The organism is Streptomyces sp. NPDC051315 (assembly GCF_044455165.1).
GTDB lineage: Bacteria > Actinomycetota > Actinomycetes > Streptomycetales > Streptomycetaceae > Streptomyces.
In genome coordinates this window covers 285,528-307,885 of the sequence record NZ_JBITEN010000004.1, presented here as the reverse complement: position 1 = coordinate 307,885, position 22,358 = coordinate 285,528, and the positions used below count along the sequence as shown (strand labels likewise).

The 22,358-nt window shown below is 72.7% G+C and carries 17 protein-coding genes and 3 tRNA genes; 10 read left to right on the top strand and 10 right to left on the bottom strand.

The window, feature by feature from the left end; translation table 11 throughout:
* Positions 1-3: 3 nt before the first annotated feature.
* From ddaH to ACIBBD_RS10540, 3 genes are all read left to right on the top strand, one after another.
* On the top strand, positions 4-780 hold the full coding sequence (ddaH, locus tag ACIBBD_RS10550; protein WP_399418935.1) for a dimethylargininase: 777 nt from the start codon (positions 4-6) through the stop codon (positions 778-780).
* Positions 781-1,007: 227 nt separating this feature from the next.
* The gene (locus ACIBBD_RS10545) at positions 1,008-1,982 is read left to right on the top strand and encodes an acyl-ACP desaturase (RefSeq protein ID WP_399418934.1); all 975 of its coding nucleotides are present in this window, start codon (positions 1,008-1,010) and stop codon (positions 1,980-1,982) included.
* An 87-nt stretch (positions 1,983-2,069) separates the two neighbouring features.
* The gene (locus ACIBBD_RS10540) at positions 2,070-2,912 is read left to right on the top strand and encodes a hypothetical protein (RefSeq protein ID WP_399418933.1); all 843 of its coding nucleotides are present in this window, start codon (positions 2,070-2,072) and stop codon (positions 2,910-2,912) included.
* Positions 2,913-2,930: 18 nt separating this feature from the next.
* On the opposite strand, the gene ACIBBD_RS10535 is transcribed toward ACIBBD_RS10540, so the two are convergent.
* A tRNA-Trp gene (locus tag ACIBBD_RS10535) sits at positions 2,931-3,006 on the bottom strand.
* 90 nt (positions 3,007-3,096) lie between these two features.
* On the opposite strand from ACIBBD_RS10535, the gene ACIBBD_RS10530 reads away from it, so the two are divergent.
* Both ACIBBD_RS10530 and ACIBBD_RS10525 read left to right on the top strand, forming a co-directional pair.
* Positions 3,097-4,503, top strand: coding sequence for a hypothetical protein (locus ACIBBD_RS10530; RefSeq protein ID WP_399418932.1), 1,407 nt, complete (start codon positions 3,097-3,099; stop codon positions 4,501-4,503).
* Between the two features lie 21 nt (positions 4,504-4,524).
* Positions 4,525-6,327 (top strand): AAA family ATPase, encoded by a 1,803-nt coding sequence (locus ACIBBD_RS10525; RefSeq protein WP_399418931.1) that lies wholly within the window; start codon positions 4,525-4,527, stop codon positions 6,325-6,327.
* Between the two features lie 9 nt (positions 6,328-6,336).
* On the opposite strand, the gene ACIBBD_RS10520 is transcribed toward ACIBBD_RS10525, so the two are convergent.
* The 5 genes from ACIBBD_RS10520 to ACIBBD_RS10500 all read right to left on the bottom strand — a co-directional run bounded on the left by ACIBBD_RS10520 (position 6,337) and on the right by ACIBBD_RS10500 (position 9,638).
* A complete protein-coding gene (locus tag ACIBBD_RS10520; RefSeq protein WP_399418930.1) occupies positions 6,337-7,545 on the bottom strand; it encodes a ribonuclease inhibitor in 1,209 nt (402 codons plus the stop codon).
* On the bottom strand, positions 7,542-8,852 hold the full coding sequence (locus ACIBBD_RS10515) for an SDR family NAD(P)-dependent oxidoreductase (RefSeq protein ID WP_399419103.1): 1,311 nt from the start codon (positions 8,850-8,852) through the stop codon (positions 7,542-7,544). The genes ACIBBD_RS10520 and ACIBBD_RS10515 overlap by 4 nt, the downstream gene beginning before the upstream one ends.
* 330 nt (positions 8,853-9,182) lie before the next feature.
* Positions 9,183-9,254: transfer RNA gene (locus ACIBBD_RS10510), tRNA-Glu, on the bottom strand.
* Between the two features lie 9 nt (positions 9,255-9,263).
* A tRNA-Ser gene (locus ACIBBD_RS10505) sits at positions 9,264-9,336 on the bottom strand.
* Positions 9,337-9,392: 56 nt separating this feature from the next.
* Positions 9,393-9,638 carry a WhiB family transcriptional regulator gene (locus tag ACIBBD_RS10500; protein WP_399418929.1) on the bottom strand — a complete coding sequence of 82 codons (246 nt, stop codon included), beginning with the start codon at positions 9,636-9,638 and terminating at the stop codon, positions 9,393-9,395.
* Positions 9,639-10,068: 430 nt separating this feature from the next.
* On the opposite strand from ACIBBD_RS10500, the gene ACIBBD_RS10495 reads away from it, so the two are divergent.
* On the top strand, positions 10,069-10,860 hold the full coding sequence (locus ACIBBD_RS10495) for a VOC family protein (RefSeq protein WP_399418928.1): 792 nt from the start codon (positions 10,069-10,071) through the stop codon (positions 10,858-10,860).
* Positions 10,861-10,928: 68 nt separating this feature from the next.
* Here ACIBBD_RS10495 and ACIBBD_RS10490 read toward each other — a convergent pair whose 3' ends face one another.
* On the bottom strand, positions 10,929-12,002 hold the full coding sequence (locus ACIBBD_RS10490) for a LacI family DNA-binding transcriptional regulator (RefSeq protein WP_399418927.1): 1,074 nt from the start codon (positions 12,000-12,002) through the stop codon (positions 10,929-10,931).
* Positions 12,003-12,153: 151 nt separating this feature from the next.
* Here ACIBBD_RS10490 and ACIBBD_RS10485 point away from each other — a divergent pair, with 151 nt between their 5' ends.
* Entirely contained in the window at positions 12,154-13,017 is an 864-nt protein-coding gene (locus tag ACIBBD_RS10485) for a hypothetical protein (RefSeq protein ID WP_399418926.1), read from the top strand.
* Between the two features lie 13 nt (positions 13,018-13,030).
* On the opposite strand, the gene ACIBBD_RS10480 is transcribed toward ACIBBD_RS10485, so the two are convergent.
* Positions 13,031-13,969 carry an ornithine cyclodeaminase family protein gene (locus ACIBBD_RS10480; RefSeq protein ID WP_399418925.1) on the bottom strand — a complete coding sequence of 313 codons (939 nt, stop codon included), beginning with the start codon at positions 13,967-13,969 and terminating at the stop codon, positions 13,031-13,033.
* A 14-nt stretch (positions 13,970-13,983) separates the two neighbouring features.
* On the bottom strand, positions 13,984-14,991 hold the full coding sequence (locus ACIBBD_RS10475; protein WP_399418924.1) for a multicopper oxidase domain-containing protein: 1,008 nt from the start codon (positions 14,989-14,991) through the stop codon (positions 13,984-13,986).
* Between the two features lie 282 nt (positions 14,992-15,273).
* Between ACIBBD_RS10475 and ACIBBD_RS10470 the strand changes: the two genes are divergently transcribed.
* Entirely contained in the window at positions 15,274-17,703 is a 2,430-nt protein-coding gene (locus ACIBBD_RS10470; RefSeq protein ID WP_399418923.1) for a ThuA domain-containing protein, read from the top strand.
* Complete coding sequence (locus tag ACIBBD_RS10465) at positions 17,700-19,910, top strand: OmpL47-type beta-barrel domain-containing protein (protein WP_399418922.1); 2,211 nt, start codon at positions 17,700-17,702, stop codon at positions 19,908-19,910. Before ACIBBD_RS10470 ends, ACIBBD_RS10465 begins: the two co-directional genes overlap by 4 nt.
* 40 nt (positions 19,911-19,950) lie before the next feature.
* Here the strand turns inward: ACIBBD_RS10465 and ligD are convergent, their stop codons facing one another.
* A complete protein-coding gene (gene ligD / locus ACIBBD_RS10460) occupies positions 19,951-20,976 on the bottom strand; it encodes a non-homologous end-joining DNA ligase (RefSeq protein WP_399418921.1) in 1,026 nt (341 codons plus the stop codon).
* 84 nt (positions 20,977-21,060) lie between these two features.
* Between ligD and ACIBBD_RS10455 the strand changes: the two genes are divergently transcribed.
* On the top strand, positions 21,061-22,152 hold the full coding sequence (locus tag ACIBBD_RS10455) for an ATP-dependent DNA ligase (RefSeq protein WP_399418920.1): 1,092 nt from the start codon (positions 21,061-21,063) through the stop codon (positions 22,150-22,152).
* Positions 22,153-22,358: the final 206 nt, after the last annotated feature.

The following is a 22,358-nucleotide window of genomic DNA, read 5'->3' as shown; positions in this document are numbered from 1 at the left end:
GACGTGCCCAGCAAGAAGGCCCTCATCCGCCGCCCCAGCCCGCGCCTCGCCGAAGGTCTGGTGACGCACCTCGAGCGGGACAAGGTGGACGTGGGACTCGCCCTGGAGCAGTGGGAGGCGTACGCCGAGGCCCTGCGGACGCACGGCTGGGAGACCATCGAGGTCGATCCGGCCGACGACTGCCCGGACTCCGTGTTCGTCGAGGACACGGTGGTGATGTACAAGAACGTCGCCCTGATCACGCGGCCCGGCGCCGAGTCCAGGCGCGGGGAGACCGCCGGCGTCGAGGAGGCCGTGGCCTCCCTGGGCTGCTCGGTGAACTGGATCTGGGCGCCGGGCACGCTGGACGGCGGTGACGTGCTGAAGGTCGGCGACACGATCTACGTCGGCCGGGGCGGCCGTACCAACGTGGCCGGCGTGCAGCAGGTGCGGGAGGCGTTCGAGCCGCTGGGCGCGCGGGTCGTGGCCGTGCCGGTGAGCAAGGTGCTGCACCTGAAGTCGGCCGTCACCGCGCTGCCCGACGGCACGGTGATCGGCCACATCCCGAAGGTGGACCGGCCGTCGCTGTTCCCGCGCTTCCTGTCGGTGCCCGAGGAGGCCGGCGCCCACGTGGTGCTGCTGGGCGGCCCGAAGCTGCTGATGGCGGCGAGCGCGCCGAAGACGGCCGACCTGCTCGCCGACCTCGGGTACGAACCCGTGGTGGTCGACATCGGTGAGTTCGAGAAGCTCGAGGGCTGTGTGACATGCCTCTCGGTGCGCCTGCGGGAGCTGTACGCCTGACCGGGTGATCCGATGGCGCTTCCAGCCCCGGGACCTGCGGTTCCGGGGCTTCTTCGCATGCCCGGGAGCACCCTTCGGAGCGTCATGGAGCGGGACTGGTCAGCGGTCTTTACAGTGTTCTTAACCTACGGCTACGTAACCTACGGGTTCGTAGCCTACGATCCCGTAAGTTCCGGCATCGCCTGCCGGACGGTTTCCGCATTGCATCACGTCCCCCTGGAGTACCCGTGACGATCACTTCCCCGCACCTCGGCAGCCCCTCCGTCTGGACCGACGCCAAGCTGCTGTACGCCCTGGAGGAAGTGGTCGAGACGGAACTGAACCGGCATCTGAAGGTCGCCAAGGACTGGATGCCGCACGAGTACGTGCCGTGGAGCGACGCCCGCAACTTCCCCGGCTTCTTCGAGGACGGCGAGGCCTGGGAGAAGGAGCAGTCGCAGGTCACCGAGATCGGCCGGATCGCGCTGGTGGTGAACCTGCTGACGGAGGACAACCTCCCCAGCTACCACCACGAGATCGCCAGCCTCTTCGGCCGGGACGGCGCCTGGGGCACCTGGGTGCACCGCTGGACGGCGGAGGAGGGCCGGCACGGCATCGTGATGCGTGACTACCTGCTCGCCTCGCGCGCGGTGGACCCGGACAAGCTGGAGCAGTTCCGCATGGCCCACATGAGCGAGGGCTTCGAGTCGGACAACCGCCACTCGATGCTGCACTCGGTCGCCTACGTCGCCTTCCAGGAGCTCGCGACCCGTATCTCGCACCGCAACACCGGCCACCAGTCCGGCGACCCGGTCTGTGACCGCATGCTGGCGCGCATCGCGACCGACGAGAACCTGCACATGGTCTTCTACCGCAACCTGCTCAAGGCCGCCTTCGAGCTCGCCCCCGACCTGACCATGCAGGCGGTGCGGGACGTCGTCGTCAACTTCCGCATGCCCGGCCACGGCATCCCCGGATTCGAGCGGGCCGCGGCGCAGATGGCGATCGGCGAGGTCTACAACCTGCGCATCCACCACGACGACGTCATCCAGCCCGTCCTGCGCCACCTCAAGGTCATGGAGATCGACGGTCTCGGCTCCGAGGGGCGGCAGGCGCAGGAGGAACTCGGCCTGTTCATGGGCGGCCTGGACGCGGAGGCGTCGAAGTTCGACGAGAAGCTGGCGGCGCGCAAGGCGCGGATGGCGGCGCGCGCCGCCGGCTGACCCCCGCGCACGACGGCACGGCAACGGCTCGCACAGGGAACCGATTTCCCGGTGCGGGCCGTTCGCGACCTGCGGCATCATGCCGCCATGTACTACAGCCACACGGTCGGACAGGCGCTCGGTTTCCTGCTCGGTCTGACCGACGAGGACGCCGCCGGACGGATCCGGGACCGGATCGGGCTGCCCGCGCCCGAACCGGAGAGCCCCGAGGTGACGCGGCGCCGGCTGCACCGCGTGTGGTCGTGGCCCCGGGTGCCCGCCTCGCTGACGCTGTGGATCCTGGAGGAGGACGACCCAAAGCTGAACGCCGTGGTGTGGCGCTACCTCGGGCTCGACGCCGGCCTGCGCCGGGCCCTCGCCCGGGGAATCCCGTTCGGCCCCGGCCGCACGGAGCCGGTCCCGGTGGACCCCCGGCTGCCCGGCGAGGAACCCGAGATCCCCGAGAGCTACGTCCGCCACGGCCTCGTCGGGGCGCTGCGCGAGGCCGGTTCCATGGCCGCCGGCCGCGCGGCCGCGTCCATGGTGCTGACCCCGGCGGACTGGCGCACGGTCACCGACGCGGACGCCGGGACGCCGCTGCCCGGCTACGCGCGCTGGGCGTTGTCCGTCCGCCCGGACTGCCCGCCCGCACTGCGCTCCCAGTTCGGCTCGCACCCCAAGTTCGCCCACCGGGTGCGCGAGGCGGGCGTGCTGAGCGGTCCGGCCGAGTACGCGACGGACCACGGCCCCGCCGTCCGGGTGCTGGAGGTGCTGGCGATGGGCCGGCTCATGTTCCCGGCGCGGATCGGTGAGGCCGAGGAGGCCCTGCGCCCGCTGGTGCGTGACCACTTGGGCGGGAACGAGGAGGCCTGGGCGGTGCTGGCCCAGATCGTCGGCACGTTCCACGGAACGGCCCCGGAGCTGGTGGTCACCGCGGGCGCCATCGTCTGACCCCGCGAGCGACGAGGGGGCGGGGCGGCTGGATTCGAACCAGCGTGTTCTGGTTTTGGAGACCGGTGCGCCTGCCTCTGCGCTACGACCCCGCCCTTGCCGCTCAGGGTAATGCCTTGGCCCGTTGTCAGTGGGGCCTGATACCAATGAGGCACTGGGGGAAGCACGGCACGGGGGGCGTGACATGGGGTACGGGGAGCAGGGGCGGCGGCGTCCGCCGGTGGTGGACCTCGCCGACCGCAGGGCACTGGAGGCGTACCGTCCGGCGGATCCGGCGGTAGTGGAGGAGGCGCGGCAGCTCAAGGAGGCCGCACTGCTGGACTTCGGGCTGACCGAGTCGGCGGTGGCGTCCTGGCTGTACGCCAAGTGCCCCCACCAGATCCCGACGACGGCGGTGGACACGGCGGCCGTGGTCGCCTCCGGCGACGGCACCTGCCTGCTGCTGTACAACCCGGACTTCTTCGTCGGACTGGGCCTGGCGGGCGTGAAGTTCGTCCTCTTCCACGAGGCCCGCCATCTCGTGCACCGGCATCTGCTCGCCGACCCCGAGCTGCGTGACGACCCGGTGTTCACGCTGGCCGCCGAGGTCTCCATCAACCACGTGACACTGGTCCGGCTCGCCCGCGAGGAGCTTCCCCTGCTCGACGGCCTCCCGACGGGCGTCGACCCGCGGCAGGTGTACGACGCCTACGTCGAGGACCTGACGACGCACGGGCTGGAACCGGTGGCGTACGAGACGTTCACCGAGACCGACCTGCGGGTGTACGGCGAGCTGAAGCGGATGCGCCACCCGCCGGTACCCGACGGGCGGCTGTGCCTGCACCTGTCGGCCGACGGCGTCCCCGCCGACCAGGAGACGGTCGACGCGGTGACGTCCTCGGCGCTGCTCAACTCCCTGCTGGCGGCCCGGCGCGGGCACACCGGCGCCGAGCGTGAGCTGCTCGATCTCATGGGGCGCACCGAGGAGGGCTCGGCGCGGGCCGCCCGCCTCTGGGGACGGCTGGGCGCCGGCGCGCTGCGCGGCGAGATCACGCGCACCCGGACGGTCCACTGGTGGCAGCGGTGGCTGGTCGACGTCCTCGGTTCGAGACTGCGCGACGGCGAGCGGCTGGTGTACCCGAAGAAGCGGGGCGCGCTGCTCGCGGCCCTCGGCCAGGACCCGGTGCTGGCGCGCCGCGGCCCGGTCCGCGACAAGGTCCTGGTGATCGCGTACGACACGTCGGGATCGATGCCGGACCATGTGATCCGCTGGCTGACCGACCTGGTCGGCCGGATCGACGGCGTGGAGGCGCACTGGCTGTCCTTCGACGCCGTGGTGATGCCGTTCAGACCGGGCGAGCGGGTGTACGGCGGTGGCGGCACCAGCTTCCAGGCCGTCGCGGACTACGTGGAGGGCCGTACGGAGGTGGACGGCCGCCGGTGCGAGGTGAGTCCGGACGCGGTCGTCGTCCTCACCGACGGGTACGCGCCGCCGGTCACGCCCGCCGAGCCGGAGAAGTGGATCTGGCTGATCACCGAGGGCGGCAGCGAGTGGCCCGAGACGCACACACCGGCGATGGCCTGCCATCGCGTCACGACAGGTTCGCGGTGAACGACCCCGGAGACACAGCACATGAGCACCTCGACCACCCACGAGCAGCACACCGAAATCTCGCGTCTGGAGGCCTTCATCGACGCGATGATCGACCTCGGACAGACCGGTCAGGTCTTCGGCGAGCACGGCATCGGCAAGACGGCCACGTTCTTCTCGTACGTCGCGCGGGCCCGCCCGGACACCACGCTGGTGTACGTGCCGGCGGCGAACCTCACACCGGACGACCTGCTGGTCAACGCGCCGGTGCGCGACCCGGACTCCGGTGAGCTGGTGCTGCGGCAACTGGTGATGAGCCAGCTGAAGCCGGGGCGGCCGTTCGTGCTGCTCATCGACGACTCGCTGCAGGCCGGGGACACCATCCAGTCCCAGCTGATGCAGATCGCCTGCAACTGGACGCTCGGCGAGCACGATCTGCGCGCCCTGGGCTGCGTCGGCGTCTTCCTCACGGACAACGAGTCCCTCGCGGAGACGTCCGCCCGGCGCGGCGACCTGGCGTTGCTGGACCGCATGGTCACGATGCGGATCACGGCGAACGACACGTCCTGGCGGCGGCACCTCGCGGCCAGGTACCGGCCGTGGGACCTGCGTCCGGTGTTCTCGCTGTGGGCGTCGCTCTCCCCGGCGCTGCGCGAGCTGCTCTCCCCGCGCACCCTCGACCACGTCCTGGCCAACGCCCGCGAGGGCTTCCCGCTGCGCTGGGGCCTGCCCCTGGTCGACGGCGAGCGGCTGCGGCTGGCCGAGCCCGGCCCGGACGGCAGACCGGGTCAGAACCGCACCGCCGAGATCCTCGACCGGATCGCCCAGGCCCTGGGCGTGCCCAACCCGGCGACGATCGCCGACCCGGTGCGGCAGGTGGTGCGGGCGGCGCTGCGCAACCGCTGGACGGTGCTGCTGCAGGGCCCGCCCGGGTGCGGCAAGACGGAGCTGGTGCGGGAGACGGTCCGCGAGGGGCTGGGCCGCGACGCCCTGTACTTCTCGCTGCCGGTGACCAACGTGGAGGACCTGTGCGCGCCGGTGCCGTCGCCGGACGGCACGCTGGACAACCTCCTCGCCGCGAAGTTCACCGGGCCGGAGCCCAAGGCGATCGTGTGGGACGAGTACAACCGGCCGAAGGACAGGGCCGCGTTCGCCAAGCTGATGGAGATCACCCAGGAGTGGTCGCTGGCCGGGCGGCGCATCGAGAACCTGCGGGCGCAGATAGCCGTGCAGAACCCGCCGTACCACCTGGGCCGCAAGCTGCTGGTGTCCCGGAACAACATCGCGCAGGCGACGCGGTTCACGGCCTCGCTGGAGGTGGCGCCGGAGGACATCCCGGCCAACGAGTGGCTGCTGGCGCGGTACGGGCCGGACGCCGAGACGGTGCTGGAGTGGTGGAAGCACGACATCGACGAGGAGGGTCGCGCCTGGATCACCAAGCGCACCCTGGAGCGGCTGATCAAGCTGCACCGGCGTGGGCTGCCGCTGGAGATGGCGACGGTCTACCTCGGCGACGGGGAGTACGCGCCCGTGCCGCTGTCCGCGCTGATCGACCGGTTCCGGGGCCGCCCGGTGACGGGTCTGCGCGAGCTGGCCCGCGACGCGGACGGTTGGGAGGCCCGGCTGCGCCGCGCCGCCGAGCGGTCCGACGAGGGAGCCGACGACAGCGACGTGGTCCACCAGATCCTCGCCAACGCGGAGCTGTCCCAGCTGAGGAAGCACCGCGCGGTGGTGACCCGCCTGGTGGCCCATCTCCCGGCGAAGCTGCGGGCGACCTATCTGGTGGGGGCGTCGGAGCAGCAGCAGAGGTTCTGGACGGGGGTATTCGGCGACATGCGACGGTGAGGAGGGCCGTCACTCCTCGGCGGGTGCCGTGCGGTGCACGCTGCGGACGGCCGCCACGTCGGCGGGCACGGCCGGGGGCGGGAGGTGGCCGCTCAGGTCCGTCAGGCGGCGTTTGATGCTGGCGGCGACGCCCGAGCCGAGGACGAAGCGGGTGGGGGCGACGGCGCGGGTCGCGTGGTCGAGGAGGCGGTGGGCCTCGCGGCTGCGCAGGCCCGTGTGGCGCAGGACGAGGTGGTGGAGGCGGTGTTCGCAGGCGGCCAGTGCCTGCCCGACGGTCTCGGCGGCCGCCAGGTCGAGCCGGTTGTCCGCCGCGCCGAGCACCGCCGCCGCCCGGACCCGGCCCAGGTCCAGCAGGGTGACGCCGGCCGTGACGGCCGCGGCGACCAGCCGGGCGGCGGCGCCGGGGCCGATGCCGTTGCTGGCGACCGACAGCCGCGCGAGCCGTCTGTGGGGGGCGTCGTCGAGTGCGGCGGCGAGGCGGAGGGCGCCCGCGTCGCCCAGCCGGGCGGCGGAGACGTACAGTTCGCCGACCGCTCCGGCGGCGACCACCGCGGCGAGCGCCGCCGCGCCCGCCTCCCCCAGCGCGTTGCCGCCGACGAAGAGACGCTCGATGCGCCGCCCGTGGGCGGCGGCGGCCAGCAGCGCGTCGGCGAGGACGGCGGCACCGGCCGGATCGAGGCCGGTCTGGACGAGGTCGAGGGTGCGCAGGGTCCGGGCGGACTCGAGGAGTTCGGCCGCGGCCCGGCCTCCCCCGCTGCCCAGCGGGTTGCGTTTGAGCCACACGCCGGTGACGACCTGCGGCGAGGCCCGCAGCTGGTCGGCGATACGGCAGGCGCCGCCCGCGGTGATTCCGTTGCAGCCGAGGTAGAGCGTCTCGACCGGCGCGTCGGTGCCCGCCACGGCGGCGGCGCCCTCGTCGCCGAGGGCGTCCGTGCCCAGCAGCAGGTGCCGTACCGGCGAGGGGCCGTCGGCCAGGGCCTCGGCCACCAGGGCGGCGCCCCGGGCGCCCAGCGCCTGCTTGCACAGGTCGAGGCGTCCGTCCGGCAGCGCGGTGCCCGCGGCGAAGTCCAGCCGCTCCCCCGCCGGGCGGCCGGCCCGCAGCCAGTCCAGGAGCGGGGCGAGGTCGGCCAGGGGGCGGGGGACGACGTACGGCACACCGGCGAAGCCGGGCGACTGCCGCGGGGAGGGCTCCGTCCCCGGCCGGGGCTCCTCGGTCACCACTCCGCCTCCCGGTAGTCCTTCAGGAACACGCCCGACACCGGGTCACCGGCCTCGCCGCGCACGATCGGGTCGTAGACGCGGGCCGCGCCGTCCACGATGTCGAGCGGGGTGCGGAAGCCCGCCTCCGCCATGCGGGCCTTCTTGGGCGCCGGGTTCTCGTCGGTGATCCAGCCGGTGTCGACGGCGCACATGTGGACGCCCTGCGCGGCGAGTTCGTCGGCGCTGGTGCGGGTGAGCATGTTGAGGGCGGCCTTGGCCATGTTGGTGTGGGGGTGGCCGGGCATCTTCCGGCGCACGGCGAACCGGCCCTCGACGGCGGTGACGTTGACGATGTACCGGCGCGGGCGCGGGGAGGCGAGGAGCAGGGGCAGCAGCCGGTCGCACAGCAGGGCGGGGGCGAGGGCGTTGACGAGCTGCGTCTCCAGGACCTCGGCCGGGTCCAGGGCGCCGAGCCGGGCCGACCAGGAGTTCTCCGGGGACGGGTCGGGCAGCAGCCCCGCCTCGTCGGCCTCGCGCAGGGCGGCGGGGAGAGCGGAGACGCAGCCCCCGAGGCCCTCCAGCATCCGCATCGGCGTGAAGCCCGGCGCGCGGCGTGCCCCTTCGGGCAGGGCGTCGTACTCGCCGGCGGCCAGCAGGGCGTACGACTCGGGTGGGCGGCGTACCGTCTGGGCCGCGTTGTTGACGAGGACGTCGAGTGGTGCGCCCTCCTCCCGGAGTTCCTCGCACAGGCCCAGCACCTGACGGGGGTCGCGCAGGTCGACGGCGAGGACGGTGAGCCGGTCGAGCCACGCCCCGCTGCCCGGCGCGGCACGGAAGCGGCGCACGGTGTCGTGTGGGAAGCGGGAGGTGACGAAGACCTCCGCGCCGTCCCGAAGCATCATCAGCGCCAGCTGGAAGCCGATCTTCACGCGGCCGCCGGTCAGCAGGACGCGGCGGCCGCTCAGGTCGGTGCTCAGGGCGCGGCGGGCGGTGTTGTCGGCGGCGCAGTCGGGGCACAGCCGGTGGTAGAAGGCGTCGACCTGTCGATAGGGGGACTTGCAGACGTAGCAGGTACGCGGCCGGCGGAAGACACCGGGACTGCCGGTGCCGGCCAGGGGCGCGTCCTCGCGCCGGTCCGGGGCGCCGGTCGCGGTGGCGGCCATCGCGGCGGCGTCCGCGGCCGATGTCCGCGCGCCGCGCGTCTTGCGCCGCCGTAGCCGCCCGTCGCGCGCGAAGGACGCGGCGACCTGCTCGGCCCTCAGCCGGACGGGATCGTCGACGGGCAGGGCGCGCAGCCTGCCCACGAGGTCGTGGAAGACGGCCATCTCCGCCTCGGAGACGGGCTCCGCGGCCGGCGTCGCGGTCCCGGCCGCGATCCCCGGCCGATCCGGCTCGGCCGGCTCGGTCGTCGGCCCGGCCGGCTCGTGGGGCGGTACGGCGGTCGGCTCGTGCGGCGGCGCGGCGATCGGCCCGGCCGGCGCGGCGGTCGGCAAGGCGGTCCGCTCGGTGAGCGCGTCCGTGACCGGCTCGTGGGTCGGCGTCGGCTTCGCGGCCACGTCGCCGACCGGCCCGACGCTCGCTCCCGTGCTCGTCCCGGTGATGTGCTCGCCCATCCGTACCCGCCCCGCCCTGCCCGCCCCTTGCTCGCCGTGCCGTGGTCCCGACCGGATTCGAACCGGCGTATCCGCCCTGAGAAGGCGGCGAGTCTGCCTCTGCTCTACGGGACCGCAGACGCATCCGGACGGCCGGATTCGAACCGGCGTCATTCGCCTGAGCAAGGCGATGCGCCTGCCTCTGCGCTACGTCCGGACGCGCCCCCGGATCCTAACCGCACCCCCGCGATGCGGTCGCACGGATTTGCGGGCTCAGCTCGACGAACGCCGGAGCTGCGACCGTTCCTTCTCGGACAGGCCGCCCCACACGCCGAACCGCTCGTCGTTGTCCAGGGCGTACTCGAGGCAGGCGGAGCGCATCTCGCACATGCCGCAGATGCGCTTGGCCTCCCGCACCGAGCTGCCCGGCTCGGGGAAGAAGAAGTCCGCCCCGGTCTGCGCGCACAGCGCCTCCCGCTGCCAGCCCAGGTCGGGCGTGGGAATCGTGTCGGTGTACATGGCGAGGAGCTTGCCGCGCCGCGAAAAACGTTCGATCAACGCCGGATATACGCGGCGGCCGCAGGCCTCCGGCCGCCTCGATGGTGCCCCCGCCGAGGACCGTGGCGCACGGCGGCGCGCGGGAGCGGCAGGAACGGCGGGAACAGTCGGAACGACGGGACAGGAACGGCGGAACAGCGGGAACGACAGCAACAGCGGGACCAGCGGGAGGGGCCGAGGAGATCACCCCGCCGCGCCCACCGGTCACACCGGCCGCCCATCCCACGGTCACACGCTCCACCACACCCCCTGCCGCATCCTCCGCCACACCCCCTGCCGTACCCCCTGCCGTACCCTCCGCCACGCCCACCGCCACGCTCCGGCAGCGATTGTCAGAGGGCGGTGCCAGACTCGGCAGTGCACAGGCGGGACTCCGACGAGGAGGGCGAAGATGCTCACCACCCGTTTCGTCAACGGCGCTCCGAACTGGATCGACGTCGGCGCCACCGACATCGACCGCGCCTCCACCTTCTACGGCGCCCTGTTCGGGTGGCGGTTCGAGTCGGCGGGGCCCGGCGCCGGCGGCTACGGCTTCTTCCGGCTGGACGCGCGGACCGCGGCGGGCGGCATGCAGACCACGCCGGAGCAGGGCCCGCCGTCGTGGACGGTGTACTTCAGATCGCCGGACGCGGAGGCCACGTGCAAGGCGGCCGAGCAGGCGCACGGCAGAGTGCTGTTCCCGCCCATGGACGTGATGGGCGAGGGCACGATGGCGCTCCTCGCCGATCCGGCGGGGGCACCGTTCGGCCTCTGGCAGCCCGGGCGGACCGAGGGTGTGGACGTGGCGGGCGAGCCGGGCTCGCTGTGCTGGGTCGAGCTCTACACACCGGACGAAGCCGCGGCCGCCGCCTTCTACCGGGCCGCCCTGGGTCTGGAGACGTCGGCCGTCTCCTTCCCGGGCGGCAGCTACACCTGCGTCAACCCGGCGGGCGCCGGCGAGGACGCCGTGTTCGGCGGGGTGGTCCCGCTGGCCGACGCTCCCGCGGAGCCGGACTCGGGGACGTACTGGCTGCCGTATTTCGAGGTCACGGACGTGGACGCGGTGGTCGCTCAGGCGGAGGAACGGGGCGGCACGGTACGGCTGGCCGCCACGGACGTCGAGGGCGTCGGCCGGATCGCCCGTCTCGCCGACCCGGACGGGGCACGCTTCGCGGTGATCCGGAGCGCGCCGCAGCAGGCGTGAGGCGGCGGCCCGGAGCGATGCCTTCCGGGGGAGCACCCGGCGGGCGCGGCCGGTCGGGGGGCTGCCGGTCAGGCCGAGGCGCGGCGCACCAGTGTGGTCGGCAGGACCACACCGGACGGTGAGCCGTCGGGCTCGTCTTCCGGTGCGCCGTGCGGTGGGCCGTCCGGTGCGCCGTGCGGTGTGCGGCGGTCGAGGCCGCGCAGCAGGAGGCGGGCCATGATCCGGCCCATCTCCTCGATGTTCTGACGGACCGTCGTCAGCGGCGGGTCGGTCTGTTCGGCGACGGGCAGCATGTCGTCGAAGCCGACCACGGCGACGTCCTCGGGCACACGGCGTCCCCATTCGCGCAGGACGCGCAGGGCGCCCGAGGCGGTGAGGTCGTTGGCGGCGAAGACGGCGTCGACGTCGGGGCAGCGGTCGAGGAGTTGCCGCATGGCCCGCTCGCCGCCGCCGGGGGTGAAGTCGCTCTCCACGACCAGCCGCGGATCGGCGTCGCCCATCACGTCGCGGAACCCCTGGAGCCGGTCCGCCGCGGAGGTCTGGTCGAGAGGGCCGGTGATGTGCGCGACGCGGCGGCGGCCGAGGCCGACCAGGTGGCGGACGGCCTCACGGGCGCCGCCGCGGTTGTCGCTGTCGACGTACACGACGTCGCGCGTGCCGTCGCTCCAGCCGGGGCGGCCACCGAACACCGTCGGCACCCCGGCGCCCTGGATCAGGCCGGGCAGCGGGTCGTCGAGGTGCAGCGAGAAGACGAGGGCGCCGTCGACATGGCCGCCGGCGAGGTAGCGGGCGACCCTGGCGTGGTCGTCGCGGCCCTCGGTCAGCAGCAGCACGAGCTGGTTGTCGTGCGCCGTCAGCTCCTTGCTGATGCCCCGGAGCTGGAGGGCGAAGAAGGGGTCGGCGAAGACGCGGGTCTCCGGTTCGGCGATGACGACGGCGACGGCGTCGTGCCGTTTCGTCACCAGGCTGCGGGCCGCCTGGTTGGGGACGTAGCCGAGCTCTTCCACGGCCTGCCGGACCCGCTCGACGAGCGGCTCCCTGACGCCGTCCCCACCGTTGACGACCCGCGAGACGGTGGCCCGGGAGACCCCGGCCCGCGCGGCCACGGCCTCCAACGTGGGACGTGGCGCTGTCCTGCTCACTGCGGGGCTCCTCCGGGACGGGTGGGGGTCAGGATAACCGCGCGACGAGACGGAGGTCAGGCGGAGGTGAGAGCGCTCTCCTCACCCGGAACCGGCTTGCGCGCGGTGGTGTCCCCCGGCAAGGATCACAGCATGACGACGAGAAAGGCCCGTGGCCGCTGACCTCCTCACCCCGTACGCCCGGCTGCCCCGCGCGTACCGGGACCGAACCGTCCTGCACAGCACCGTCGACGCCTTCGGGCGCGCCCACTGGCTGCTCCGCACCGCCCGCGGGCCGGGCGACCTGTACGACGCGCTGGTCGTGACCGTCGACGACGGCCGCCCGTACGAGACGGAGCTGAACTCCCTGCACGCGCGGTACCCCCTGCTCGACGCCCTGCCGGACGGGGGCTTCGTGGTGGCCGACGCGCGCCGGCGCCCGGGCGACGACGAACAGGTACAGGTCTTCGACACGCTGGGGCGCCCGTCGTGGGGCTTCGCCGTGGGGGACGGGATCGAGCACCTGCTGGCCGACGCCGCGGGCAGGTTGTGGGTCGGCTACTTCGACGAAGGCACGTGCGGCGACGACCCGCTCGGTTTTCCCGGTGTCCGGTGCTGGAGCGGTACCGGCGCGCCCGTGTGGACCTACGAACCGCTGCCCGACGCCGGCCGGCTGGTCGACTGCTACGCCCTCAACGTCGGTCGCGGAGCGACCTGGGTGTATCCGTACACCGCGTTCCCCCTCATCGAGGTCCGCGACGGCCGGCCGCCGCTGGTGCGCGGTACGCCGGTGCCGGGCGCCAGGGGCCTCGCCGTGCACGGCGACCGGGTCGTGTTCTTCGGCGGGTACGCCGAGGAGCGCTGTCGCCTCGTCGACTGCCGCCTCGGGGACGGCACCGTCGAAGCCGTGACCGAGGACCGGCTGCTGCGCCCCGACGGCGGTGAACCGGGCCGGAGCCGGGTCGTCAGCCGCGGCCCCCGCCTCTACGTCCAGGAGGAGCCCTTCACCGACTGGGCCGTGTACGACATCGGCTGACGACCTGCCGGGCTCAGGCCAGCAGGTCGATCCGCCGTCCCACGCCCTCCCGTCCGGCCCGCTCGTACGCGAGCCAGGCGAGCGCCAGATCCTGCCAGGGCAGACCGACGGGGGCGTACACGGAGCGGGCGGCGGGGTCCGTGCGCCCGGGGTGGTCGCCGCGCAGGATCTCGCCGAGGGTGGCGTCGGCGGACCCGGCGGGAAGGCCGGCGGCGGCCAGGGCGCCTGATGCGGCGGCGAGTTCGCGGTCGTCGACGACGAGGAACGCGGTCTCCAGCAGGTCGCGGGCGAGTTCCTGCTTGCCGGGCTCGTCGGCGCCGAGACCGGTGAGGTGCTGGCCGTCCCGGGTGTCCGCCAGGGACAGCAGCGGTGCCCGCGACCAGGTCGCCAGCAGGACGACGTGGGCCGCCGCGGCCACCTCCGCGGCCGAGCCGACGGTCCGTCCGCCGTGCCGGGCGGCGAACGCGGCGGCCCGGCCGGCGTCCGTGTCGTGGACGACGAGGTCGCGCCGCCCCCGCAGGACGGTCAGCCCGCACAGCACCAGCTCCGCCTGGGCGCCGGCGCCGATCACCCCGACCGGTCCGTCCGACGCTCCAGCCAGGACGTGGGTGCCGAGGGCCGCCGCGAGGCCGGTCCGCCAGGCGGTGACCGTCGCGGAGTCGAGGAGGGCGAGGAGTTCGCCGTCCCGTCCGCCGTGCAGGCAGACCACCCCGCGCAGGGCGGGCCGGGCGCCGGGGAACTTGGCGTTGACCTTGACGGTGTACGCCTCGATGCCGGGCAGCAGCCCAGGGATCAGCGCCGTCGCCGTACCGGGGAACGGCAGGTCGGTGCGGACCCGTTGCCCGGGCACGGACACTCCGTCCGCGCGGCGGAATCCCTCGCGCAGGGCGGCGAGGCAGGCTTCGGGTTCCAGCACGGTCTCCAGGTCGCCGCGCGTCAGGACGAGGGTCACCCGCCCATGATCCCTCAGTGCTCGTGCGACGCGGGGTCCTTGGGGGTCCGGGAGGTCTCACCGGCCCCGGGCGACTCGTGCGACCCGTGCGGCTCGTACCCCGGGATCGTGCCGTCCGGCTTCTTCACCAGGAACAGCCCCACCATCCCCATGTCGGAGTGGCTCTGCACATGGCAGTGGTACATCCACGCGCCGGCGCCCACCCCCTCCCCGGCGACCACCTGGAAGCCGAAGGAGTCGGCCGGGCCGACGATCTTGTTGTCGATGACCTGGCTGGGGTCGTCGGGGCCGGTGAGCATGCCGGTGCGGTTGTCGGCCCAGCGATGTCCGTGCAGGTGAAAGGTGTGGTAGTACTCGCCGTGCGTGATCATGACGAACTCCACACGGTCACCGACCGTGGCCTCGAAGTCGGGCCCCGAGTGGGCCGGCCTGTTGTTGATCGTCATGTCGTTGAAGACGATCGTGTGGGTCGCGTCGGGCAGGACGTCGCCCTTCCGGCGGACGATCACCGGGCCGTAGAGGCCCCTGCGGATGCCGCCCGTGCCGTGTTCCGTGCCGACGACGTGGTCGTGGTAGTGCCAGTAACCGGCGCTGCCCGCACGCCAGGTGCCGTCCGCACGGCGGCCGGGGGCGTGGGTGCGCCAGGTGTAGGTGCGGGTGCCGCCGGGTTCGACGTCGCTGTGGTTCAGCCTCGTCCCGTCGCTGGAGATCTCGTAGTCCAGGCCGTGGACGTGCAGGCTCGCCGCCACGTCCAGGGTGTTCTCGAACTCGATGTGGACGGTGTCGCCCTCGGTGAGTTCGATCAGGGGCCCCGGGATCGAGGCCTTGCCCTTCTCGAAGCCGTAGCCCACCTGCCCGTCGGGGAGCTTCTCGGCGTACAGCCTCAGGTGTCGCACCACGCCCCCGGCCGGGGCCGTTCGCGCCGGTCCGCCGGTGCCGACGGCCGCGGGCGCCAGGGACAACGATGTCGCCACCGTCGCGCCACCCAGCAGCACCCGCCGGTTGAAACTGCGTCTGTCCATGCGGAACTCCCCACCCGGGTAAGGAACTTGCGGAGGCGTACCTGTGATGAACCTGTGAGACGGTACCGGGCGTTCCGCCGTTCATCCACACCCAGGACAAAGTTCGTGCCATTGCGGTCATAGGTATTGGCGGGTCGTGCAAAGGGGTCTAGCTTCCTTGGCGCTGCCGCTGTGACCGAGGAGGTGCCCATGCGCTTACGAGGGTGGAGCACGACGAGAACGACACGCAGGAGAAGCGCGAGAAGGACGAGGAGCCCGGGAAGACGGGTCTGGGCGGCCGGTGTGGCCGCCGGGGCGGTCGCCGCCGGACTGCTGTCGGGGCCGGACGCGAGCGCGCGTCCGGCCCCGGAGCCGTCCGCGACAACGATGTCCGTGAAGTCGCCGCCGGGCGGCCCCGGCGTACGGGTGCTGGTCTTCCACGGGTCGGCGGCGGCCGGTGAGGAGTCGCCGGTCGTCAACGCCGGGATCGAGGCGATCGAGCGGATCGGCCTGTCCGGCCCGGTGGACCAGCGCTTCGAGATCGAGGCCACCGACGACGCCTCCGTCTTCACCAGCGAGGCCGAGCTGGGCGGTTACCACGCCGTCGTCTTCCTGACCGGCGGCGGCGACGTCCTCGATCCGGAACAGGAGGCGGGCCTGGAGGCCTACATGGAGGCCGGCGGCGGCTTCGTCGGTATCCATGACGCGGCCCGCGCCGAGCCGTACTCGGACTGGTTCACCGGGCTGATCGGCGCCCGCCCAGCCGCGTCGAGCCCGACGGCCGCGCAGCGGGCCACCGTCGAGGTCGGCGACCGGCTGCATCCGGCCACCCGGGGTCTGCCGGTCGAGTGGAAGCGCCCCGACCGGTGGCCGAACTGGGTGCGCAATCCGTCCGGTTCGGTGCACACCGTCGCCCGGGTGCGCGAGTCGACGTACCAGCCGGGGGCGGGCGCCAACGGCTGGGACCACCCCATCAGCTGGTGCCGCGACTACGACGGCGGCCGCTCCTTCTACACGGGGATGGGCGGCACCGTGTCGTCGTACGACGAGACGGACTTCCGGGCGCATCTGCGCGGCGCGCTGCTGTGGACGTCTCGGCTGGTGCAGGCCGACTGCAAGGCCACCATCACCGGCAACTACAAGGCCGAACGCCTCACCCAGCCCAACCAGCCGGGTCGGAACGACCAGATCGGCGAACCGCACGGCCTGGTCACCGCCCCCGACGGCCGCGTGTTCTACATCGGCCGCGGCGGCGCCGACTCCTCCCAGCCGGTGATCACCGACTGGAACAACCCGGACGTCGGCAAGGGCAAGGGCCAGATCCACGTCTACGACCCGAAGACCCGCGAGGTCACCCTGGCCGGCGAGCTGACGGTCTTCGGCAACAAGGGCGGCGGCGACGAGCTGGTCAAGGTGGAGGAAGGTCTCCTCGGCATCGAACTCGACCCGCGCTTCGAGCAGAACGGCTGGGTCTACCTCCACTACACGCCCCACGCCCGGGTCGACCGCGAGGCGCGGATGGCCGAGCGGCGCGTCTCCCGCTTCACGCTGGACCAGGCCACGAACAGGCTGGACCTCGACAGCGAGAAGGTGCTGCTGAAGTGGCCGGTTCAGGTGCACAGCTGCTGCCACGCGGGAGGCGGGATGGCCTGGGACTCCCGGGGCAACCTGTACATCGCGACCGGTGACAACAACTCCAGCGGCTTCAGCGGTGGTTACTCCGGCAACAACCCCCAGCCGAACTACAAGGGCGTCTCCTTCGCCGACGCGCGCCGCACCGCCGGGAACACCAACAACCTCAACGGCAAGATCCTGCGCATCCACCCCGAACCCGACGGCACGTACACGCTGCCGGAGGGGAACCTCTTCACGGGCCGGGAGACCGACGAGGGCGGCGGCAAGACGCGCGGCGAGATCTACGTGATGGGTGTGCGCAACCCCGCGCGCATCTTCGTCGACCGGACCACCGACATCCTGTACGCGGGCTGGGTCGGCCCGGACGCGAGCGAGCCGTCGACGACCTGGGGCCCGGCGAAGTACGACACGTTCGCCGTCATCACCGAGGCGGGAAACCGGGGGTGGCCGTACTGCATGGGCAACGAGCAGCCCTACCGGGACCGCAACCTGCCGGACCCCTCGCGGCCGCTGGGCTGGTACGACTGCGACCACCCGAGGAACGAGTCCCCCAACAACGACGGACTCGTCGACCTGCCGCCGGTGACCGGCAACAACATCTGGTACTCGCCCCAGGGCGGCGCCCCCGACTACCCGCGTGACGCGAGCGGCGTCCCCTCGTACAAGAAGGAGGAGGCCACCTACCGGCTGCCGTGGCTCAAGGGCGGCGGGCAGGCCGCGATGAACGGACCCGTCTACCGCTACGACGCCACGAGCGCGAGCACCGCCAAGTGGCCGGCGTACTGGGACGGCAAGTGGTTCGTCGGCGACTTCTACGACGCCGACCAGCCGCGCAACGCGGTCGTGATGGACCCGGCCACCCAGGGCGACGGCGGCCTGCCCGTCCACTCGGAGTCGCTGAAGCGGATCGTGCCGGTCGGCAACGACGGCATCAAGAACCTCATGGACTGGAAGTTCGGTCCGGACGGCGCCCTGTACCTCCTCGACTACGGCCGCGGCTTCTTCACCTCCGACGCCAAGTCGGCGCTGTGGCGGGTCACCTACACGGGCGGCGGGCCCACGCCCGCCGTCGGCCACCTGGTGGGGGGAGCCCGGTGACGCGGCGACGAGGAATTCTGGCGGCCCTGCTGGCCGCGCTGCTGACGGTGCTGGGGCTGCAGGCGGTGCCCGCGTCCGGCCAGGCCGAACCGTCGTCCGGGCGGGCCGCCGCCCAGGTCCTCACCTGGACCGCCGGCGACGACATCACGAAGTACACCTCGGCGCCGACGACGGCGGTGGCGGGACCGGCGACGATCGTCTTCGAGAACAGCGAGGCGACCGGCAACACCACCGGGATGCCGCACACGCTGACGTTCGTGACGTCCGATCCCGAGTTCAACGGCGACGTCGAGCTGAACATCCTCGCCAACCCGGGCGACGACCGGGGCGGCCGCCACACCGCGGAGGTCACGCTCACCCCGGGCCGCTACTTCTACCACTGCACGATCCCCGGCCACGGCCAGATGCAGGGCATCCTCGTGGTGACCGAGGGCGGCGGTGAGGACACGACGCCGCCGCAGACCTCGGCTCGCGTGAACGGGACGCAGAACACGCAGGGTGAGTACGTGGGGTCGGCGAGCGTCGAGATCGCGGCGACGGACGACGACGGCGGGTCCGGGGTCGACAGGATCCAGTACGCGGTCGGCGGCACCGGCGACTGGATCCCGTACACCGCACCGGTCGTCGTCGACCGGCTCGGCCGCCACACGTACCGCTACCGGGCGTTCGACAAGGCCGGCAATGTGTCGGCGGAGAAGAGCGTCGAGTTCACCGTGGTTCCCCAGCCCTCGGACGACGGCACACCGCCGGAGACGTCGGCGACGGTGAGCGGTGAGCAGAACGCCGACGGGACGTACGTCGACATGGCCACCGTCACCGTGACGGCCTCCGACACGGGGTCCGGCGTCGACCGCATACAGTACGCGGTCGGCCCGGCGGGCGACTGGATCCCGTACACGGCCCCCGTCATGATCCACCGGCCCGGCACCCACACCCTCCGTTACCGCGCCGTCGACAAGGCCGGCAACGTCTCCCCCGAGAGGACCGTCACCTTCACCGTCGTCTCGGCGCCCCCGCAGGACACCACTCCCCCGGTCACGGGCGCGACCGTCGACGGCACCCGCAACTCGGCCGGGGCGTACGTCGGCAGCGCGCGGGTGACCGTCGGCGCGACGGACCACGGAGGTTCGGGTGTGGCCGGCATCGAGTACTCGCTCGACGGTGGACCGTACATCGCGTACACCGCCCCCGTGGTCGTCGACCGTGTCGGCACGCACACCGTGGCCTACCGGGCGAGCGACAAGGCGGGCAACACCTCCGCGGCGCTCAGCGTCATGTTCTCGGTGGTGGCCGGTGGCGGGGTGCCCGCGCCCGCCTGCCCCGAGTGGGACGAGCGGTTGACGGTGATCGTCGGCACGGTCGACACGGGCGTGCCGAACCGGGTGACGAACAACCGCTGCCGAATCAACGAGCTGATCGAGGACGAGAGGGAGTGGACGTCCCACGCGCTCTTCCTCAAGCACGTGAAGTCGGTCCTGGCCCGGCTGTTCCGGGACGGGGTCGTCGACGAGCGGGAGTACGACGCCGTCCTCGAGGCGGCCCGCGCCTCCGGCATCGGCAAGCCGGGCCAGACCGAGGGCTACCGCACGATCCTCGACGGCAGCGCGGAGTCCTTCGCGCGGTGGGAGCAGGCCGGCGGCGGATCGTTCGCCCTGAACGCCGACGGATCGATCACCTCCGGCACGACGAGACCGGGACTCGGCATGCTGTGGTTCCCGCAGCGCAAGTACGGCGACTTCTCCCTCCGGCTCCAGTGGCGTGACGACGCTCCGGGCACCGGCAACGCCAACTCCGGTGTCTTCGTGCGCTTCCCGTGGATCCACGGTCATCCCGAGGAGCCGCGTCCGGAGTGGGTCGCCATCAAGTACGGGCACGAGGTGCAGGTGCTGGACCGCCCGGACGGCGACCTGTACAAGACGGGCTCGGTCTACGGCTTCGACCGGGTGGGGCTCGCCGGCGCCGGCGTCACCCAGAAGGGCACCTGGAACGACTACGAGATCCGCGTGGTCGGCCAGCACTACTCGGTGTACCGCAACGGCGTGCTGATCAACGAGTTCGACAACATCGGCGGCCTGGCGTTCTCCCCGCCGCGCGCGGACGACCCGGGCACGGACGGGCGGCGGTTCGCCTCCGGTTACGTCGGGCTCCAGGTGCACGGCACGACGGACGTGGTGTCGTACCGCGACATCCGGATCAAGGAGCTGTAGCGGCCGCGGGAGGTGCGACGGAGCGAGGGGCCGCGGCGGCTCACGGTGCCGCGGGCGGCTCCTTGCGCGCACGGCTCGGCTGTACCCGCCTGGGTTCGCCCGGCATCTTCGGATACTCGGGCGGGTACGGCAGATCGCCGAGTCCGTGGTCGCGTTCGTCCTTGGTGGCCAGTTCCAGCAGCGCTTCCAGGGAGTAGGCGTGGTCGTCCATGTCGGCGTGCACGTCGCCGAGTTCGGCGTAGCGGGCGGGCATGGTCGCGATGTCGAAATCGCGGGGGTGGGCCTGGCCGACCTCCTCCCAGCGCAGCGGGGCGGAGACGGGGGCGTGCGGCCGGGGCCGTACGGAGTAGGCGGAGGCGATGGTGCGGTCCCGCGCCGTCTGGTTGTAGTCCAGGAAGATACGGCGCCCGCGTTCCTCCTTCCACCACTTGATGGTCACCCGCTCCGGCATGCGGCGTTCCATCTCCCGGCCGACGGCGATGGCGGCGCGCCGGACCTGGGTGAAGGTCCAGCGCGGTTCGATCGGCACGAAGACGTGCAGGCCACGACCGCCGGAGGTCTTGGGCCAGCCGCGCAGGCCGCCGAACTCGTCGAGCACGGCGCGCAGTTCGTGGGCGGCGCGGACGGCGTCGTCGTAGTCGGTGCCGGGCTGGGGGTCGAGGTCGATGCGGAGTTCGTCGGGGCGGTCGACGTCGGCGCGGCGGACCGGCCAGGGGTGGAAGGTGAGGGTGCCGTACTGGGCGGCCCACAGCACGGCGGCCTCCTCGGTGGGGCACATCTCGTCGGCGCTGCGGCCGCTGGGGAAGGTGATGTGGGCGGTCGGGATCCAGTCCGGCATGCTCTTCGGGGCCCGTTTCTGGAAGAAGGACTCGCCGCCCACGCCGTCCGGGTAGCGCTCGAGGGTGGTGGGGCGGTCGCGCAGGGCACGCAGGATGCCGGGGGCGACCGCCTGGTAGTACCGGGCGAGGTCGAGCTTGGTGAAGCCGCGCTCCGGAAAGAAGACCTTGTCCGGGCTGGACAGCCGTACGGTCCGGCCGCCCGCCTCGAGTTCCACCGCGTCACCCATGCGAGCCACGGTAGGCGCACCTCCCGCCGCTCGCATACCGGGGCGTTCCTCGCATTACGGACGGAGCGAGCGCAGAATCGGACCATGGATCTGCCGGTGATGCCGCCCGTGAAGCCGATGCTCGCCAAGTCGGTGACGGTGATCCCGCCGGGCATGCAGTACGAGGCGAAGTGGGACGGGTTCCGCGCCATCGTGTTCCGCGACGGGACCGACGTCGAGCTGGGCAGCCGTACCGGGAAACCGTTGACCAGGTACTTTCCCGAGCTGGTGATGGCGCTCAGGGAGCGGCTGCCCGCGCGGTGCGTGCTGGACGGGGAGATCGTCATCGCGCGGGAGGGGCGGCTGGACTTCGACGCGCTGACCGAGCGCATCCACCCGGCGGACTCCCGGGTGCGCACGCTCGCCGAGCGGACCCCCGCGTCGTTCGTCGCCTTCGACCTGCTGGCGCTGGCCGACGAGTCGCTGCTCGACGTGCCGCTGAACGACCGGCGGGCGCTGCTGGCCAGGGCGCTGGCCGAGGTGACACCGCCCGTGCACCTGGCCCCGGCGACCACTGAGATCGAGGTGGCGCGGCGGTGGTTCGAGGAGTACGAGGGCGCGGGTCTGGACGGTGTGATCGCCAAGCCGCTGACGCTGCCCTACCTCCAGGACGAGCGCGCCATGTTCAAGGTCAAGCACGAGCGCACGGCCGACGTGGTGGTGGCCGGCTACCGCCTGCACAAGAGCGGTCCGGTGGTCGGCTCGCTGCTGCTGGGCCTGTACGACGACCGGGGCGCCCTCCAGCACGTCGGGGTGTCCGCCGCGTTCACCATGAAGCGCCGGGCGGAACTGGTCGAGGAGCTGGAGCCGCTGCGCGTGCAGGACGTCGCGGGCCATCCGTGGGCGGCCTGGTCGGACGAGGCCGCCCACGAGACGGCCCGGCTGCCCGGCGCGCCGAGCCGCTGGTCGGGCAAGAAGGACCTCTCCTGGGTGCCGCTGAGGCCGGAGCGGGTGGCGGAGGTGGCGTACGACCACATGGAGAACGGGGCGCGCTTCCGGCACACCGCCCGCTTCCGCCGCTGGCGCCCGGACCGGATGCCGGAGAGCTGCACGTACGCGCAGCTGGAGGAGCCGGTGCGCTACGACCTCGCGGAGATCCTCGGCACCCCGCCCCGGACGCCGCCCGCCGGCACCTGACGCACGACGTCACCACGGCGCCGGCACGCCGTCACCTGCGTCACGGTGCCGTCAGGGCACCTGCCTGACGGCGCACGGCGACTCACGGGGCACGGGAACTCAGGGGCCATGAGGACGCACGACGTCATCACGAGGACTCACCACGTCACCAGGACTCACGACGTCATCAGGACTCCAGGCGTCGCGAGACTCACGGCGTCACGGGA